This window comes from Bradyrhizobium sp. INPA03-11B (assembly GCF_040446015.1).
Lineage (GTDB): Bacteria > Pseudomonadota > Alphaproteobacteria > Rhizobiales > Xanthobacteraceae > Bradyrhizobium > Bradyrhizobium macuxiense_A.
In genome coordinates this window covers 1-15,134 of the sequence record NZ_JASGSR010000068.1, presented here as the reverse complement: position 1 = coordinate 15,134, position 15,134 = coordinate 1, and the positions used below count along the sequence as shown (strand labels likewise).

Annotated in this window: 12 protein-coding genes and 2 riboswitches; of the genes, 8 read left to right on the top strand and 4 right to left on the bottom strand. The window is 61.2% G+C overall.

The features are described from left to right. The first annotated feature begins 162 nt into the window (after positions 1–162). From nifW to QMZ05_RS25540, 6 genes are all read left to right on the top strand, one after another. Entirely contained in the window at positions 163–519 is a 357-nt protein-coding gene (gene nifW, locus QMZ05_RS25565; RefSeq protein WP_353703263.1) for a nitrogenase stabilizing/protective protein NifW, read from the top strand. Between the two features lie 103 nt (positions 520–622). Continuing rightward, positions 623–916 carry a hypothetical protein gene (locus QMZ05_RS25560; protein WP_353703262.1) on the top strand — a complete coding sequence of 98 codons (294 nt, stop codon included), beginning with the start codon at positions 623–625 and terminating at the stop codon, positions 914–916. A gap of 57 nt (positions 917–973) precedes the next feature. Continuing rightward, positions 974–1,531: a hypothetical protein gene (locus tag QMZ05_RS25555; RefSeq protein WP_353703261.1), complete on the top strand. Its 558-nt coding sequence runs from the start codon at positions 974–976 to the stop codon at positions 1,529–1,531. Between the two features lie 14 nt (positions 1,532–1,545). After that, complete coding sequence (locus QMZ05_RS25550) at positions 1,546–2,655, top strand: electron transfer flavoprotein subunit alpha/FixB family protein (protein ID WP_353703260.1); 1,110 nt, start codon at positions 1,546–1,548, stop codon at positions 2,653–2,655. A 9-nt stretch (positions 2,656–2,664) separates the two neighbouring features. Beyond that, on the top strand, positions 2,665–3,972 hold the full coding sequence (locus tag QMZ05_RS25545) for an FAD-dependent monooxygenase (RefSeq protein ID WP_353703259.1): 1,308 nt from the start codon (positions 2,665–2,667) through the stop codon (positions 3,970–3,972). Positions 3,973–4,022: 50 nt separating this feature from the next. Next, the gene (locus QMZ05_RS25540) at positions 4,023–4,319 is read left to right on the top strand and encodes a ferredoxin family protein (RefSeq protein ID WP_066503893.1); all 297 of its coding nucleotides are present in this window, start codon (positions 4,023–4,025) and stop codon (positions 4,317–4,319) included. A 1,144-nt stretch (positions 4,320–5,463) separates the two neighbouring features. Here QMZ05_RS25540 and QMZ05_RS25535 read toward each other — a convergent pair. The 4 genes from QMZ05_RS25535 to metE form a co-directional block, all read right to left on the bottom strand. Next, positions 5,464–6,012: a carboxymuconolactone decarboxylase family protein gene (locus QMZ05_RS25535; protein ID WP_353703258.1), complete on the bottom strand. Its 549-nt coding sequence runs from the start codon at positions 6,010–6,012 to the stop codon at positions 5,464–5,466. A gap of 6 nt (positions 6,013–6,018) precedes the next feature. Further along, positions 6,019–6,573, bottom strand: coding sequence for a peroxiredoxin (locus QMZ05_RS25530; protein ID WP_353703257.1), 555 nt, complete (start codon positions 6,571–6,573; stop codon positions 6,019–6,021). Between the two features lie 222 nt (positions 6,574–6,795). Next, entirely contained in the window at positions 6,796–6,996 is a 201-nt protein-coding gene (locus QMZ05_RS25525) for a hypothetical protein (RefSeq protein WP_353703256.1), read from the bottom strand. Positions 6,997–7,014: 18 nt separating this feature from the next. After that, on the bottom strand, positions 7,015–9,366 hold the full coding sequence (metE, locus tag QMZ05_RS25520) for a 5-methyltetrahydropteroyltriglutamate--homocysteine S-methyltransferase (RefSeq protein WP_353703255.1): 2,352 nt from the start codon (positions 9,364–9,366) through the stop codon (positions 7,015–7,017). Between the two features lie 111 nt (positions 9,367–9,477). Then, a riboswitch (cobalamin riboswitch) is annotated at positions 9,478–9,678 on the bottom strand. A 133-nt stretch (positions 9,679–9,811) separates the two neighbouring features. After that, positions 9,812–10,034, top strand: a riboswitch (cobalamin riboswitch). A 114-nt stretch (positions 10,035–10,148) separates the two neighbouring features. Between metE and QMZ05_RS25515 the strand changes: the two genes are divergently transcribed. Further along, the gene (locus QMZ05_RS25515) at positions 10,149–13,025 is read left to right on the top strand and encodes a ribonucleoside-diphosphate reductase subunit alpha (protein WP_353703254.1); all 2,877 of its coding nucleotides are present in this window, start codon (positions 10,149–10,151) and stop codon (positions 13,023–13,025) included. A 76-nt stretch (positions 13,026–13,101) separates the two neighbouring features. Further along, positions 13,102–14,193 carry a ribonucleotide-diphosphate reductase subunit beta gene (locus QMZ05_RS25510; RefSeq protein ID WP_353703292.1) on the top strand — a complete coding sequence of 364 codons (1,092 nt, stop codon included), beginning with the start codon at positions 13,102–13,104 and terminating at the stop codon, positions 14,191–14,193. Positions 14,194–15,134: the final 941 nt, after the last annotated feature.

Here is a 15,134-nt window from a genome sequence, read left to right as displayed (position 1 = left end):
GCGCCTCGAGGAGGCGATGCAGTGCTACTCGACCGCCTCGCGTTTCTGAAGCCTTGGCTGGGCGATACGTTGGGGCTCTGCAAGGCAAAGGTGCGGCAGGATTGTGCGGCTGTGCCGGATCCCGACCACACGCCGGCGGCTTAACCGAAGGGAGAGTTTTCGATGAATGACACGCGGGCGACAGTCGGCATCATGGAGCGGCTCAACGCGGCCGCCTCAGCAGAGGAGTTTTTTGCGCTCCTTGGCGTCGGCTACGAGCCCAAGATCCTCAACGTCGCACGCCTGCATATCCTGGGGCGCATGGGGCAATATCTCGCCAAGGAACAATTCGTCGGCGTCCCGGAACCAGAGGTCACGGCGCGGTGCAAGGCAATGCTGCAGCAGGCCTATGCCGATTTCGTGGTGTCGTCACCAATCGACCAGCGAGTATTCAAGGTTTTGAAGGATGCGGTCGCAGAGCCCAAGAACGCAGAGCCAAAGAAGTCCGCCGCCTTCGTGCCATTGAGTGTCCTGAAGTAGCCGCGCCGTCACCTCGGTGCGGATTGTTCCCGCGCCACGCTGTTGTTACGGCCCAGTTGTACGGTCTTCGTCTTCATCAGGCGGCGTTGTTGGATTCGCGACCATGTCAGGAGTTGTCGTGCCGGTGATGTTGAAGGTTATCTCCATCAAATCATCTCAAGCCATTGCTTTGACGTCCGATTTTCGCTGGTGCCACGATTGGTACGACACTTGCTGTTCTGCTGCCAAGTCTGTCGTTGACGACGGCTCTGTCGACCTTTTGTTCCAGATGAGATTTGGAGGAAGACCAATGACGTTGCCTTTGCTGCTCTGTGCCCGTGCCGCGATCATCTCATGGATCGCGCTCGCGCTAGCTCCGTTCGAAATTGCCTTCGACGCAATCGAGGTCAGGGATTGACCGGGAGGTGGCGATCCATCGGTAACTCAAGCATCCACGCGACCGTCTGGAGAAGGCATGCATACGGCCGTCTGCATCAAGCAGGTCACGGATTTTTCGCTGATCTTCCAACACCCCATGACCGGCAGCATCATGTGTCAGGAGGACAGACCATCATGGTGGTGTGCGATTTCTTTGCATTGGAAGACGCGCACGAACTACATGGCGGGTTCGGCGGCAAGATTACCGCGCTCGCCACAGTCAGCGCGTAGCGTCACGTCGAAGGCGGCGCGCGAGTGTTGCGCACAAATCGGCGCTGCCTGGTCAACCATTCTGGAAGCGATGAGCCGGACTAACCGCGGCGGCACGGCCGACGCCGTGCGGCTGGCGCGGGCGCCGGCCGCGACATGGGGCGCGGAGGAGGCCGGAGCCAAGGACATCTACAAACATGACCTGTCGAAACGTGACCTGTGCGGCAACCGGCCATGGCCGAGCGCTGCTTTTTGCGGAGGGGCCGCACCGGGAAGGCGGAGCCGGTGGCGGCAGCCGAGAAGTCGGTCCGGCGCTGATCAATCCATCTTCAAGGGGCAACCGAAGCTAGAGCGCGTTCCTGTGGCGCAAGCGCGCTGGTTCTGAGGGAATTCAAAGGTATGAGCAACGTCACCAAAGCTGCCGTGCCGGCCGTGGGCGGCCGTGCCGCAGCCAAAAGAGAATTGCCGGAGCACTTTAAGGCCTATAAGCACGTCTGGGTCTTCGTCGAGCAGGAGCGCGGCCAGGTGCACCCCGTTTCCTGGGAGCTCATGGGAGCGGGCCGCAGGCTTGCCGACAAGCTGAAGGTTGATCTCGCCGCAATCGTAATCGGTCCGGAGGGGGAGGCGACGCGCAATGCCGCGCTCGAATCGTTCTGCTATGGCGCCGATCTGAGCTATCTCGTGCCCGACAACATTCTGTCGGAGTATCGCAATGAATCCTATACCAAGGCGCTGACAGAACTTGTCAACGCCTACAAGCCCGAAATCCTGCTGCTCGGCGCCACCACGCTCGGTCGCGATTTGGCGGGATCTGTCGCGACGACACTTCTGACAGGGCTGACCGCCGACTGCACCGAGCTCGACGTCGACGCTGACGGTTCGCTTGCGGCCACACGTCCGACCTTTGGCGGCTCGCTGCTCTGCACGATCTACACCTTGAATTACAGGCCGCAGATGGCAACCGTCCGCCCGCGCGTCATGCCGATGCCCGAACGTGTCGAGCGCGATGCGGCCCGCATCATTATCCACCCGCTTGGTCTCGTTGAAGACGACATCGTTACCAAGGTGCTGTCGTTCATTCCGGACCGCGATTCCGAAACGTCCAATCTTGCCTATGCCGATGTCGTGGTCGCCGGCGGCCTAGGGCTGGGATCGCAGGACAACTTCCACCTGGTGCGCCAGCTCGCAACGGTCCTCGGCGCCGAGTATGGTTGCTCACGTCCTCTGGTGCAAAAGGGCTGGGTCTCGACTGACCGGCAGATTGGCCAGACCGGCAAGACCATTCGGCCGAAGCTCTATATCGCTGCCGGCATATCCGGCGCGATCCAGCACCGGGTTGGCGTCGAGGGCGCCGATCTGATCGTCGCAATCAATACCGACAAGAATGCGCCGATATTCGATTTCGCCCATATCGCCATCGTCAACGACGCCCTGCAGTTGTTGCCGGCGCTGACGGCCGCATTTCGAGCGCGGCTTTTGCCGCATTCGCGCGCCCGGATCGCGAGTTAGGAGATTGTCATGATCGAGGAGAGATTCGACGCAATCGTGGTCGGCGCCGGGATGGCAGGCAACGCGTCGGCACTGACCATGGCCAAGCGCGGCATGAAGGTCCTGCAGCTCGAGCGCGGCGAATATGCCGGATCGAAGAATGTGCAGGGTGCAATCCTCTATGCCGACATGATGGAAAAGCTGATCCCGGACTTCCGTGAGGAGGCGCCGCTCGAGCGTCATCTGGTCGAGCAGCGGTTCTGGATGATGGATGATCGCTCCCACCTTGGCATGCAGTATCGCTCCGAGGACTTCAATGAGGAGCGGCCAAACCGCTATACCATCATTCGCGCGCAGTTCGATAAATGGTTCTCGTCAAAAGTGCGGGAGGCTGGCGCGACCGTATTATGCGAGACGACAGTCACGGAGCTCGCACGAGACGATCATGGAAGGGTGATTGGCGTTCGTACAGATCGCCGCGACGGCGAGATACACGCCGACGTCGTGGTGCTGGCCGAAGGGGTTAATGGCCTGCTTGGGACGCGTGCGGGCCTGCGCGCGCGGCCTGAGCCCGACAAGGTGGCATTGGCGGTGAAGGAAATGCACTTCTTGCCGCGCGAGACGATCGAGGCTCGCTTCAATCTCGAGGGCGACGAAGGGCTCGTGATTGAGGCCGCGGGCACCATTTCCCGCGGCATGACCGGAATGGGTTTCATCTATGCCAACAAGGAGTGCATTTCGCTCGGCATCGGTTGCCTTGTCGCCGATTTCCAGCGCACCGGTGAGACGCCCTACGGGTTGCTAGATCACTTCAAGAGGCATCCGTCCGTGGCGCCGCTGATCGCAGGCTCCGAGGTCAAGGAATATTCCGCACATCTCATTCCCGAGGGCGGCTACAAGGCGATCCCGCAGCTCTATGGAGAGGGCTGGGTGGTGGCAGGCGACGCGGCGCAGCTCAACAACGCCGTCCATCGCGAAGGTTCCAATCTTGCGATGACCTCAGGCCGCATCGCCGCCGAGGCAATCTTCCAGGTGAAATCGCGCGGCGATCGCATGACCGCAAAAAATCTGTCGCTCTACAAGAAGATGCTCGACGATTCCTTCGTCATCAAGGATCTGAAGAAATACAAGGATTTGCCGACGCTGATGCACACCAATTCGCAAAACTTCTTCCTCACCTACCCGCAACTCCTCTCAAGGGCGATGCAGAACTTTGTGCGTGTCGATGGTACGCCGAAGGCCGAGAAGGAGAAGATGACACTGAAATCTTTTGTCAAGGCGCGGTCGTGGACAGGTCTGTTCGGCGATGCATTCCGCTTCGCTCGCGCCTGGCGCTGACCAAAGTCGGGCCGAACAAACAAAGTCGAGCCGAACAAAGGAGGCTAACCATGAATGCCGAGCCCTCAGTGCGCGTCGAGGACAAACTGTACTACAACCGCTACCTTGTCGACGTCGGCCGGCCCCACGTCAAGGTCCGCGCGCACACGACGCCTTCGCCGCAGCTCCTTGCACTTTTGAAAGCCTGCCCCGCGCGCTGCTATGAGCTCAACGACAAGGGGCAGGTCGAGGTCACCGTCGACGGCTGCATCGAGTGTGGCACCTGCCGCGTCATCGGCGAGCCGACCGGCGACATCGAATGGAGTTATCCGCGCGGTGGATATGGCGTGTTATTCAAGTTTGGATGAGGGGATGAAAGATCGCGGTGTGACGCCATTGAGCGAGACGATCCCGCCACGGCTTCAATTCGCCTCTCACTGGCTTGAGCCACTACCGGGCATAGGTTCTCCAGGCCGAAATCCGGCGAGCTCAGGCACAGCGAAGGCGTGGCAGCGCCACTTCTCAACTCGAGCTCGCGCGCCCATCTGTTCGAAATTACCGGCCACAAATGCGCTGGGACAGACCGAGGCGTTCCGGAGATCATATGAAATTGGCTTATATCAAGCAGCATCAAACGAGCAGGCTTCCTTGGTCAGTGTCCGGAAGGCAATAAAGCCGTCGCGACCAGAGCGGAGGAAAATCCTTATCACCTGCCATACCCATCTGTGCTCATCGCGCGGCTTCCATAGCCCTTCCGTCAGATAGCGATCGGAAGACGTTCCTCAACTACGACATCAGAGGATTGGCAGTGCGAAGCATATGAGAACGTTGTGCGGCTCAACCTGCTGCGGCCGCAGTCCCGCTTTCAATCGCCGAGATCCGGATCCGCGAACGCGATCGGAAGCCGAGCCTCATACGCCATCGGAAACCTGCGCTGTGGAGCGCTTGGTAAAATCTCTAAGCCAGAACCTGACGTAGCGTCAGATTTGCATTCCGCGTTCGTGCTGTTAGGTTGAGAGCGGCTGTGGGCCAATCTTAGGTGACGCTCGAATGAAAAAATGGTTGTTTGTGACTGCGAGCGCCGTCGCGCTTGCAGCGGCGGTTCCGACTTTCGTTGCTGAGGCCGCCGGACCGGTCGACAGCAATGCGCAGGTCGTGAATGAGTCGGATGTTTGCAGCGCCAGCCCGGAGATGGCTTGGGTCTGCCGAACCTTTTATTGCTTATGCGACCCGGAGTGCAAACTATAATGAACTAACAAAATCAATTTTGGCAGAAATTGAGGATAGTGTCCTAGTACACTGGCCGCTTGAGGGCATAGCGGCCCCGTCCTCTTCCCGTGGGGGGCACTGTCAGATGATGCAAGGCGCGCCATCTTCAGTGTTCTCTCCATCGCCAATTCCGCTCGAGCGATTCAGGCCTCGTTCACGAAGGGGTGAGGGTTGCCTCTGGGCAAGCATCGAGTTCCGAATGCTGCCCTCACCCACCTGGAAAGAGCGGGCAGTGAGGTTAGATCACCCCGTCGTCGGAGCAGCGCCGTGCCCCGCCGCTTCGATCGCAACTGCCGCCGACTGCACGATGGCTGCAAAACGCGCCGCAGTCTGGATCGTCTCAGTACTGACGCCTGCCGCACGCAGGGTCTTCTCGTGGGCGTCAATACAGGCGCCGCAGCCATTTATGGCCGAGACTGCCAACGACCACAGCTCGAAATCGGACTTGTCCACGCCGGGATTGCTGATCACATTCATCCGCAGCCGTGCCGGCATCATCTTGTACTCCGGGTTGGTGGCGAGGTGAACGAAGCGGTAGTAGACGTTGTTCATCGCCATCACGGAAGCTGCCGATCTCGCTGCCGCGATCGCGACTGGGGTCATCACGGCGGCGGCAGCCGATTCCATCGCGGCGATCACGGCCGGATTGCGGGTGGCTATCGCGCTCGCCAACAGTAGCCCATACTGGCGCTGCGGCGACAGCGTCTCATCGGCGACCATCGACATCAGATTGAGCCTGACGTCCTTTGCGAAGTCGGGGATTTGTTCCTTCAGCTGCTCGATCGACGACATGCTGCCTCAAGCAACGTTCAGCGTTTCGCCGCCGATCTCGCGATTGCACGGGCAGAGTTCGTCGGTCTGCAGCGCGTCCAGAACGCGCAGCGTGTCCTTGGGGCTGCGGCCGACATTGAGATTGGTCGCATAGACATGCTGGATGGTATTGTCAGGATCAGTGATAAAGGTATAGCGGTAAGCGACGCCCTCGGGCGAACGCACGCCAAGGCCATCGACCAGCGCCCCTGTGGTATCGGCAAATTGCCAGATCGGCAGATTGTGCAGGTCCTGGTGTGCGCGTCGCCAGGCGAGCTTGCAGAACTCGTTGTCGGTCGAACCACCCAGTACGACCGCATCGCGGTCGGCAAAATCCTTGGATAGCCGGGCAAACTCGGCGATCTCGGTCGGGCAGACGAACGTGAAATCCTTCGGGTAGAAGAAGATGATCTTCCATTTCCCGGAAAAGCTGCTTTCAGTCAACGTTTCAAACGCGCTCTGCCCTTCTTCCTGCTGCGCGTGGAAGCCAGGCTTTACGCCTGTGATTTCGAACGACGGCAACTTACTTCCAATTCCGAGCATATTGTCCTCCCATGATCACTTCGTGCCGAAAACCGTGCTTCCGCCATGAGCGAAGCAAGCGACGTGCCACGTGATCTCGCGAGGCAGTTGGTCGAAGCAAACGGGACGCTTGCTGTGGGCATCTGATGCCGTGGAAGGCAAGACAAGCAGGCGCTCTCAGCCGCTGCGCAGCATCAGCTGTGCGGCAGATCGGTCGCCACGCGACCCTAAAGGTCTTGGGAGTTAGACGCGCTCCGCGGGCGCACCGAGGTGAAGCGCCAGAACCTGTTCCGGCGTTTCCATCACCTCGATGGTTTGAGCGTTGCTGCCGACGAATTCCAGGATCGTCTTGTCGCCCTCGCGCGACATGCCGCCGACGAGCGAGATGTTGACATAGTAGGGCTCCGCTTTGCCATAGCGGGTGCATTTGATCCAGAACTGCATCAGCAGCCTCCGTGACAATCAGCCTGCGGCCCGTAGCTCGCGCGCGGCCGCAACCATGTTGACAAGCGCCGGCCTGACCTCGTCCCATTTGCGGGTTTTCAGGCCGCAATCCGGATTGACCCAGAGCTGGCCGTCGGACAGGCGCCGCCGCGCCAGCTTGAGCAGCTCGGTCATCTCGGTCACCTCAGGCACCCGCGGCGAGTGGATGTCGTAGACGCCGGGTCCGATCTCGTTCGGATAGCGGTAGTTCCGGAATGCGTCCAGCAACTCCATCTTCGATCGCGATGTCTCGATCGAGATCACGTCGGCATCCATCGTGCCGATCGCGTCGATGATGTCGTTGAACTCGGAGTAGCACATATGGGTGTGAATCTGGGTCTCGTCCCGGACGCCGGACGAGCAGATACGGAAGCATTCCACCGCCCAGTCGAGATAGGTTGTCCACTCCGAGCGCCGCAGCGGCAGGCCTTCGCGCAAGGCGGCCTCGTCGATCTGGATCACGCCGGCGCCGGCGCCTTCGAGGTCTATAACCTCGTCGCGGATCGCGAGCGCGATCTGGCGGCAGGCTTGGCTACGCGGAACGTCGTCGCGGACGAACGACCAGTTGAGGATGGTGACTGGGCCGGTCAGCATCGCCTTCATCGGCTTCGCAGTCAGCGACTGCGCATAGTGCCACCATTCGACCGTCATCGGCTTCGGGCGTGACACGTCGCCGAACAGGATCGGCGGCCTGACATAGCGCGAGCCGTAGGACTGCACCCAGGCGTTCTCGGTGAAGACGAATCCTAAGAGCTGCTCACCGAAGTACTGCACCATGTCGTTGCGCTCGAACTCGCCATGGACAAGCACGTCGAGACCGATGCTTTCCTGCCAGCGCACGGTGCGTGCTGTCTGGTTCTGAAGGAAGGTCTTGTAGGCGGTATCACTGAGGTCTCCCTTGGCATGCGCGGCGCGTGCTTTCCTGATTTCGTGGGTCTGCGGGAAAGAGCCGATCGTCGTCGTGGGGAAAGCTGGCAGGTTGAAGCGCGCATGCTGCACCTCGGCTCGCTCCTCGAACCGACTGGCGCGCCGGCGCATCGCCTCGTCGATCCCCGCGATGCGGCTTGCCACCGTCGCGTCGTGAATGCGCGGCGAGGTCTTGCGCGCGGCTACGGCGGCGTCGGATGCCTTCAAAGCCTTTGTGATCGACCTGCGCCCGCTCGCAAGTGCCGTGCCGAGCGTGGCCAACTCCTCGACCTTCTGCACGGAGAAGGCCAGCCAGCTCTTCACTTCGGCATCGAGCTTGCCTTCCAGGGCAAGATCGATCGGCACATGCAGCAGCGAGCAGGAGGGCGCGATCTGCACGCGCTCCTTGCCGAGCTTTGCAACAGCGGGTTCAAGCCGGTCAAGGAGTCTGCTTAGATCGGCGCGCCAGATGTTGCGGCCGTCGAGCACGCCGAGCGAGACGACGCGGTCGGCGGGCAGGCGGGCGAGGTCATCGAGCTGCTCGGGCGCGCGCACCAGGTCCAGATGCAGACCAGCCACGGGAAGCGCGAATGCCGTGTCTTGATTCTCGCCAAGGCCGCCAAAATAGCTCGCCAGCATGATCTTGATCTGCGGTACCGCCCTGGCGATTCCGACATAAGCACGGCGCAGCGCGTCACGCGCCGCCTCGTCGAGATCCAGCACCAGGCAGGGCTCGTCGATCTGCACCCATTCCGCGCCGCTGCTGGCAAGCCCCCGCAGCACCTCGACATAGACCGGCAGCAGCCGGTCCAGCAGCGACAGCGGCTCGAAGCCGGCATCCTTGCTCTTGGCGAGCTTGAGAAAGGTGACCGGACCGACCAGCGCGGGTCGGGTCTGGTAGCCCAGTGCCTTGGCTTCCTCATATTCCTCGATCGGCTTGCGCGAGACGAGGCGGAATTGCTGATCTTTCGCGAGTTCCGGAACCATGTAGTGATAGTTGGTGTCGAACCACTTGGTCATTTCTTGCGCCGGCACGCTTTGGCCATGATGGGCATGGCCGCGGGGCGCATCGTGCGGGTTGCCTTGGACATCACCCTGGCTGCCGCGCGCCATCGCAAAATAGGTCGCAAGTGGCATCGGGCCGCTGGCCCAGCCATAGATCGCGGGGATCGCGCCAACCATCACCGAGGTGTCGAGCACCTGGTCGTAGAACGAGAAATCGTTCGACGGGATCACGGAGACGCCGAGCTTCTTCTGCCGCGCCCAGTTGGCGGCACGCAATCCGATCCCGGCTTCGATCAATGCCTTCTCGTCCGATGCGCCGGACCAGAAGCTTTCGAGCGCAAGCTTGAGCTCGCGGCGTGGACCGATCCGCGGCGTACCAAGAGTTGCGACCGCAAGTGAGGAGATAGATTTAGAGGACATTGGCTTAACCCCAAAAGTTGGGGGCAAAGGCCGTAGTGACACGTCTGGACTCGCAAAGACGCATGGAGGCGCAAGCGGGTCGCAACCGCACCACCGGGACACCCCGCCCGAGGACGTTTATGTTGTCGAGGCAGGTCTCCTGGCTCGCGGGTCCTAGCTGTCGTCCGGCCTTCCCGAAACTTGCGCTTCAGTGGCTGAAATGGACGATGGCTCGCCGCTTACAGTTGCGGGGGCAGCGCCGGCATCGCACCGGCTTCCCTCTTAGCTTCGAGAGAAAGTGCCTCTCGAAGAACCACGACGAGGTCACTTACAGACAACATCGCGGGCGCGTCAACTCACGTGAGTTGAGGGGCTTCGTCCACAGACGCTCACGAGCGTTGGGATGACGCTTCCAAAAAATTTGGAGAGATCGTCTTGCGGCGGTTGACATCCTGTCTCAAATCGCACCAGATATAGACGTCACGGTCCGCCATATCACAAGATTTGGTGGCTAAGAGGGAAGCCGGTGAACTACGGATCGATCCGTAAAAATCCGGCGCTGCCCCCGCAACTGTAAGCAGTGAGTTGCTCTCGCCCTGTTAAGTCACTGATGCCACGAGGCATTGGGAAGACGAGGGAGCAACGGCGACCTGCGAGCCAGGAGACCTGCCGCGACACCAAACACGTCCACGGGCGGGGTGTCCCGGCGGTCGCTTGCACGGCCATGCCGGTGGCACTTGCCGCCGGAATGACGCAGCGTCCCCTCGACATCCAGCCCCAACAAGCATCACGGGGTCTGCACGATGTCTCTCTCTCTCGATCGCGAAACAAAGCCAGCGCCACTCATCCTGTTGCGTCCAGAATCGCTCGCCGCGCCGGAAGCTGCCCCTCCGATACAGGTGATACGCCGTAACGGCACGGTGTCGAAATTCGACGCCAGCAAGATTTCGGTGGCGATGACCAAGGCGTTCCTCGCAGTTGAGGGACATACCGCGGCCACCTCGCGCCGGGTGCATGAGATCGTCGAGCAACTCACCGCGGAGGTCGTCACCGCGCTGTCGCGGCGGATGAGCGAGGGCCGCACCTTCCACATCGAAGACGTGCAGGATCAGGTCGAACTGGCGCTGATGCGCAGCGAGCACCACAAGGTGGCGCGCGCCTATGTGTTGTACCGCGAGGAGCGCACGAGGCAGCGCGCCGAGCAGGAGGCGGCGAAAACGGCAAAGCCGGCGGCAGGACCAGCGATCCAGGTCACGCTGCGTGGCGGCACCAAGGTGCCGCTCGACCACGCCCGGTTGGCGCTGATCATCAACGAGGCCTGTACCGGCCTTGACGGCGTCGACGCCGTGCCCGTCATCGCCGAGACCCAACGCAACATCTATGACGGCATCGGCCAGGATGAGCTGGCGCTCGCCTCGGTGATGGCGGCCCGCACCCTGGTGGAGCAGGAGCCGAACTACACCTATGTCAGCGCGCGCCTGTTGCTCGACAAGCTGCGCACGGAGGTGCTGTCCTATGTGCATGGCGTGCCGACCAGTGCGTCGCAGGCGGATATGGCCGTGCACTATGCCGAGTATTTCCCGGCCTATATCAAGACCGGGTTCACGTCCGAACTGCTGGACGCCGAGCTCGGCCGCTTCGACCTCGTGCGGCTCGCCGCAGCACTGAAGCCCGAGCGTGATCTGTCGTTCCAGTTCCTCGGTCTACAGACGCTGTACGACCGCTATTTCCTGCATGTCCGCGGTAACCGCATCGAGCTGCCGCAGGCCTTCTTCATGCGCGTCGCCATGGGGTTGGCGCTGCGCGAGATCGACCGTGAGGCCCGCGCGATCGAGTTTTACGATTTGCTGTCGTCGTTCGACTTCATGGCTTCGACGCCGACGCTGTTCAATTCCGGCACGCTGCGGTCGCAGCTCTCGTCGTGTTTCCTGACCACCGTGGCCGATGACCTCGACGGCATCTTCAAGTCGATCAAGGACAACGCGCTGCTCGCCAAATATTCCGGTGGGCTCGGCAACGACTGGACCCGCGTCCGCGGGCTCGGCGCCCATATCAAGGGCACCAATGGCGAAAGCCAGGGCGTGGTTCCGTTCCTGAAAGTGGCCAACGACACCGCGATTGCCGTCAACCAGGGCGGCAAACGCAAAGGCGCTGTCTGCGCCTATCTCGAGACCTGGCACGTCGACATCGAGGAATTCCTCGATCTGCGCAAGAATACCGGCGACGACCGCCGCCGCACCCACGACATGAACACCGCCAACTGGGTGCCCGATCTGTTCATGCAGCGCGTCGAGGCCGATAGCGAATGGACGTTGTTCTCGCCGGACGAAACGCCGGATCTGCACCATCTCTATGGCAAGCCGTTCGCCGAGCGTTACGCCTATTACGAGGCCAAGGCCGCGCGCGGCGAGATGCGGGTGTTCAAGCAGATCCGCGCCGTCGACCTCTGGCGCAAGATGCTGACCATGCTGTTCGAGACCGGCCATCCCTGGATCACCTTCAAGGACCCGTGCAACCTGCGCTCGCCGCAGCGCCATGCCGGCGTGATCCACTCTTCGAACCTCTGCACCGAGATCACGCTGAACACGTCCGACGACGAGACCGCCGTGTGCAATCTCGGCTCGATCAACCTCGCCAATCACATCCAGGACGGCCGGCTCGACGATGTCAGGCTGAAGAAGACGGTGACGACGGCGATGCGGATGCTCGACAATGTCATCGACATCAACTTTTACACCATCCCGGAAGCGCGCTGCTCCAACCTGCGGCATCGCCCGGTCGGGCTCGGTCTGATGGGGTTCCAGGACGCGCTACATATGCTGCGCATCGCGGTAGCGTCTGATGCCGCCGTCGCCTTCGCCGACACCAGCATGGAGGCGATCTCATATCATGCGATCTCGGCCTCGGTCGATCTCGCCGCCGAGCGAGGACGCTATCCGTCGTTCGAGGGCTCGCTGTGGAGCCAGGGCACCCTGCCGATCGATTCGATAGACTTCGTTGCCGATGCCCGCGGCGGGGTTGCGATGGATCGCACCAGCACGCTTGACTGGGTAGCCCTGCGCGGCCGCGTCACCGCGGTCGGCATGCGCAACTCGAACGTGATGGCGATCGCGCCCACGGCGACGATCTCCAACATCTGCGGCGTCGCGCAGTCGATCGAGCCGGCCTACCAGAACCTCTATGTCAAATCCAACATGTCCGGCGACTTTACGGTGGTGAACGACCATCTGGTGCGCGACCTCAAGGAGCGCGGGCTGTGGGACGAGGTCATGGTCCACGACCTCAAATATTTTGACGGCAGCGTCGGTGCGATCGACCGCATCCCCGACGACCTCAAGGCACGCTACGCGACAGCCTTCGAGATCGATTCGCGCTGGCTGGTCGAGGCGGCCGCGCGGCGGCAGAAATGGATCGACCAGGCGCAGTCTCTCAACCTCTATATCGCCAATCCCTCCGGCAAGAAGCTCGACGCGCTCTACCGTCTGGCATGGTCGCTGGGCCTGAAGACCACCTATTACTTGCGCTCGCGCAGTGCGACCCATGTCGAGAAGTCGACGCTGAAGGGCACCGACGGCAAGCTCAACGCCGTCTCGCCAGTGGCGCCGACCGCGCCGGTCCCGGATCTACCGGACGCCATTGCCTGCTCGATCGATAGTCCCGACTGCGAAGCCTGCCAGTAAGCAAAACAAAGGACCCCACATTATGCTCGACTTTACAGAAACTGTGACCACAGCCCGCCAGGAGCGCACGCCCTTCATGGCGCCGTCCTTTGCGGCGGCGCCCGCCGCACTGAACGAGGCAACCGGCCTCGGCACGATCGACCGCCATGGCGGCCGCGTCTCGGTCGACGAGAAGCGGATGATCAACTGCCGTGCCGACGTCAACCAGCTGCTGCCGCTGAAATACAACTGGGCTTGGGAGAAATACCTTGCCGCGTGCAACAATCACTGGATGCCAACCGAGGTCTCGATGCAGGCCGACATCGCGCTCTGGAAGTCGCGCGACGGCCTCTCGGAGGACGAGCGCCGCGCCATCAAGCGCAATCTCGGCTTCTTTGCGGCCTCTGAAAGCCTCGTTGCCAACAACATCGTGCTGGCGATCTATCGCCATCTCACCAACCCGGAATGCCGGCAGTATCTCCTGCGCCAGGCCTTCGAGGAGGCGGTGCACACCCACACCTTCCAGTACATCGTCGAAAGCCTCGGCCTCGACGAGGGCGAGCTGTTCAATATGTACCGCGAGGTGCCCTCGATCACCGACAAGGCGGCCTGGGCAATCAAGCACACCCAGCATCTCGACGATCCCGATTTCAAGATAGGCACGCCGCAGGCCGGTCAGGCGTTCCTGCGCGACCTCGTTGCCTTCTATGTGATCTTTGAGGGCATGTGGTTTTACACGGGCTTCGCGCAGATCCTCTCGTTCGGCCGCCGCAACAAAATGGTCGGCATCGCCGAGCAGTATCAATACATCCTGCGCGACGAGAGCATCCATTTGAACTTTGGCATCGACGTGATCAACCAGATCAAGATCGAGAACCCGCATCTGTGGACATCGGCTTTCCAGGAGGAAGTCCAAAACATGATCCGCGAGGCCGCCGAACTCGAGGCCGCCTACGGCCGCGATACGATGCCGCGCGGTTTCCTCGGACTGAACGCCGCATTGTGCGAGCAGTACATGCACTTTATTGCCAACCGCCGCTGCGCGCAGATCGGCCTGACGCCCGTGTTCGCGGAGGCGGAGAATCCGTTCCCGTGGATGTCAGAGGCGATGGATCTGAAGAAGGAAAAGAACTTCTTCGAGACCCGCGTCATCGAGTATCAGAACGGAGGTGCGCTCGATTGGGGATGAACTAATTTGCGGTGACCGGCGCCTATTCATACGTGCGGTACGAGCCGGCTGACGTAACGCCGGATATTGCCCCCACACGCCATGCTGCGCCGCCGGACCACTTTGGTCACTTTGGGAGCGAAGTGGTCCGGAATGCCAGATTGATTCTGATCGTTGTCGCTCTGATCATCGGGCGACTTGGTAATGCTGCCTGGAACGAAGCAAGCAGCGTACGAACCAAGGCTGCGGCCACTGCAAACATGTCATGCGAGGATCGCCTTCGAAGGGGCTTGAAGCTTACGCAGCGTCAGATTGTACATTCTCAGCCTGGGTGTTTTCCGAGTGAGTAAAATGGGCTGGGGATGGCAACAAGCGCAGGTGATGGACAAGACCCAACGGTCGGTGGACTGCTTCGACGAGTCTCGGTGGCGGAGTTCTGCTTGGCCGCATGATCTTGAACGAAGTCATCTGGCGAAGCCTACAAAACTTGCGGCGGGACCAGCGATCCAGCTCACACTGCGCGGCGGCATCAAAGTATGACCGCACGCGGCCGGCGTTCCTTGGTCTGCAGATGCACTACGACCGCTATTTCCTGCCTGCCCGCGGCAACTGCATCGAGCTGCCGGAGGCCTTCTTCATGCGGTTTCGGTGCAATGGATGCGCCGCAATGAAAAGAGCAACAAGGTCCGCCTCAATAAACCTCGCCGGCGCACATTGTTGACACTTTTCCGGTCCGGGTTGTGGAACAAGACGTGCGACGTGATGGTCGGGCTTCCAAGCGGCTGACGACGAGTACCACTGACATCCAGGCCTATCGTCGTCAGTGGCGAAGCCGTGAAACGGCGGAGAGTGTCAAGTCAAGCCGAAATGGAAGGACGTCCTCACGCGCCCTCGGATATAGGACCGGTGGAGGAACAGGATGAAGGCAACGCAGAGAGAATTGCAGGCGCTCAGGCTATTTC

Bases quoted from the DNA above. Each gene is read 5' to 3' on its own strand.
- nifW (WP_353703263.1), top strand. From the start codon at position 163: ATGAATGACACGCGGGCGACAGTCGGCATCATGGAGCGGCTCAACGCG.
- QMZ05_RS25560 (WP_353703262.1), top strand. From the start codon at position 623: ATGTCAGGAGTTGTCGTGCCGGTGATGTTGAAGGTTATCTCCATCAAA.
- QMZ05_RS25555 (WP_353703261.1), top strand. From the start codon at position 974: ATGCATACGGCCGTCTGCATCAAGCAGGTCACGGATTTTTCGCTGATC.
- QMZ05_RS25550 (WP_353703260.1), top strand. From the start codon at position 1,546: ATGAGCAACGTCACCAAAGCTGCCGTGCCGGCCGTGGGCGGCCGTGCC.
- QMZ05_RS25545 (WP_353703259.1), top strand. From the start codon at position 2,665: ATGATCGAGGAGAGATTCGACGCAATCGTGGTCGGCGCCGGGATGGCA.
- QMZ05_RS25540 (WP_066503893.1), top strand. From the start codon at position 4,023: ATGAATGCCGAGCCCTCAGTGCGCGTCGAGGACAAACTGTACTACAAC.
- QMZ05_RS25535 (WP_353703258.1), bottom strand. From the start codon at position 6,012: ATGTCGTCGATCGAGCAGCTGAAGGAACAAATCCCCGACTTCGCAAAG.
- QMZ05_RS25530 (WP_353703257.1), bottom strand. From the start codon at position 6,573: ATGCTCGGAATTGGAAGTAAGTTGCCGTCGTTCGAAATCACAGGCGTA.
- QMZ05_RS25525 (WP_353703256.1), bottom strand. From the start codon at position 6,996: ATGCAGTTCTGGATCAAATGCACCCGCTATGGCAAAGCGGAGCCCTAC.
- metE (WP_353703255.1), bottom strand. From the start codon at position 9,366: ATGTCCTCTAAATCTATCTCCTCACTTGCGGTCGCAACTCTTGGTACG.
- QMZ05_RS25515 (WP_353703254.1), top strand. From the start codon at position 10,149: ATGTCTCTCTCTCTCGATCGCGAAACAAAGCCAGCGCCACTCATCCTG.
- QMZ05_RS25510 (WP_353703292.1), top strand. From the start codon at position 13,102: ATGGCGCCGTCCTTTGCGGCGGCGCCCGCCGCACTGAACGAGGCAACC.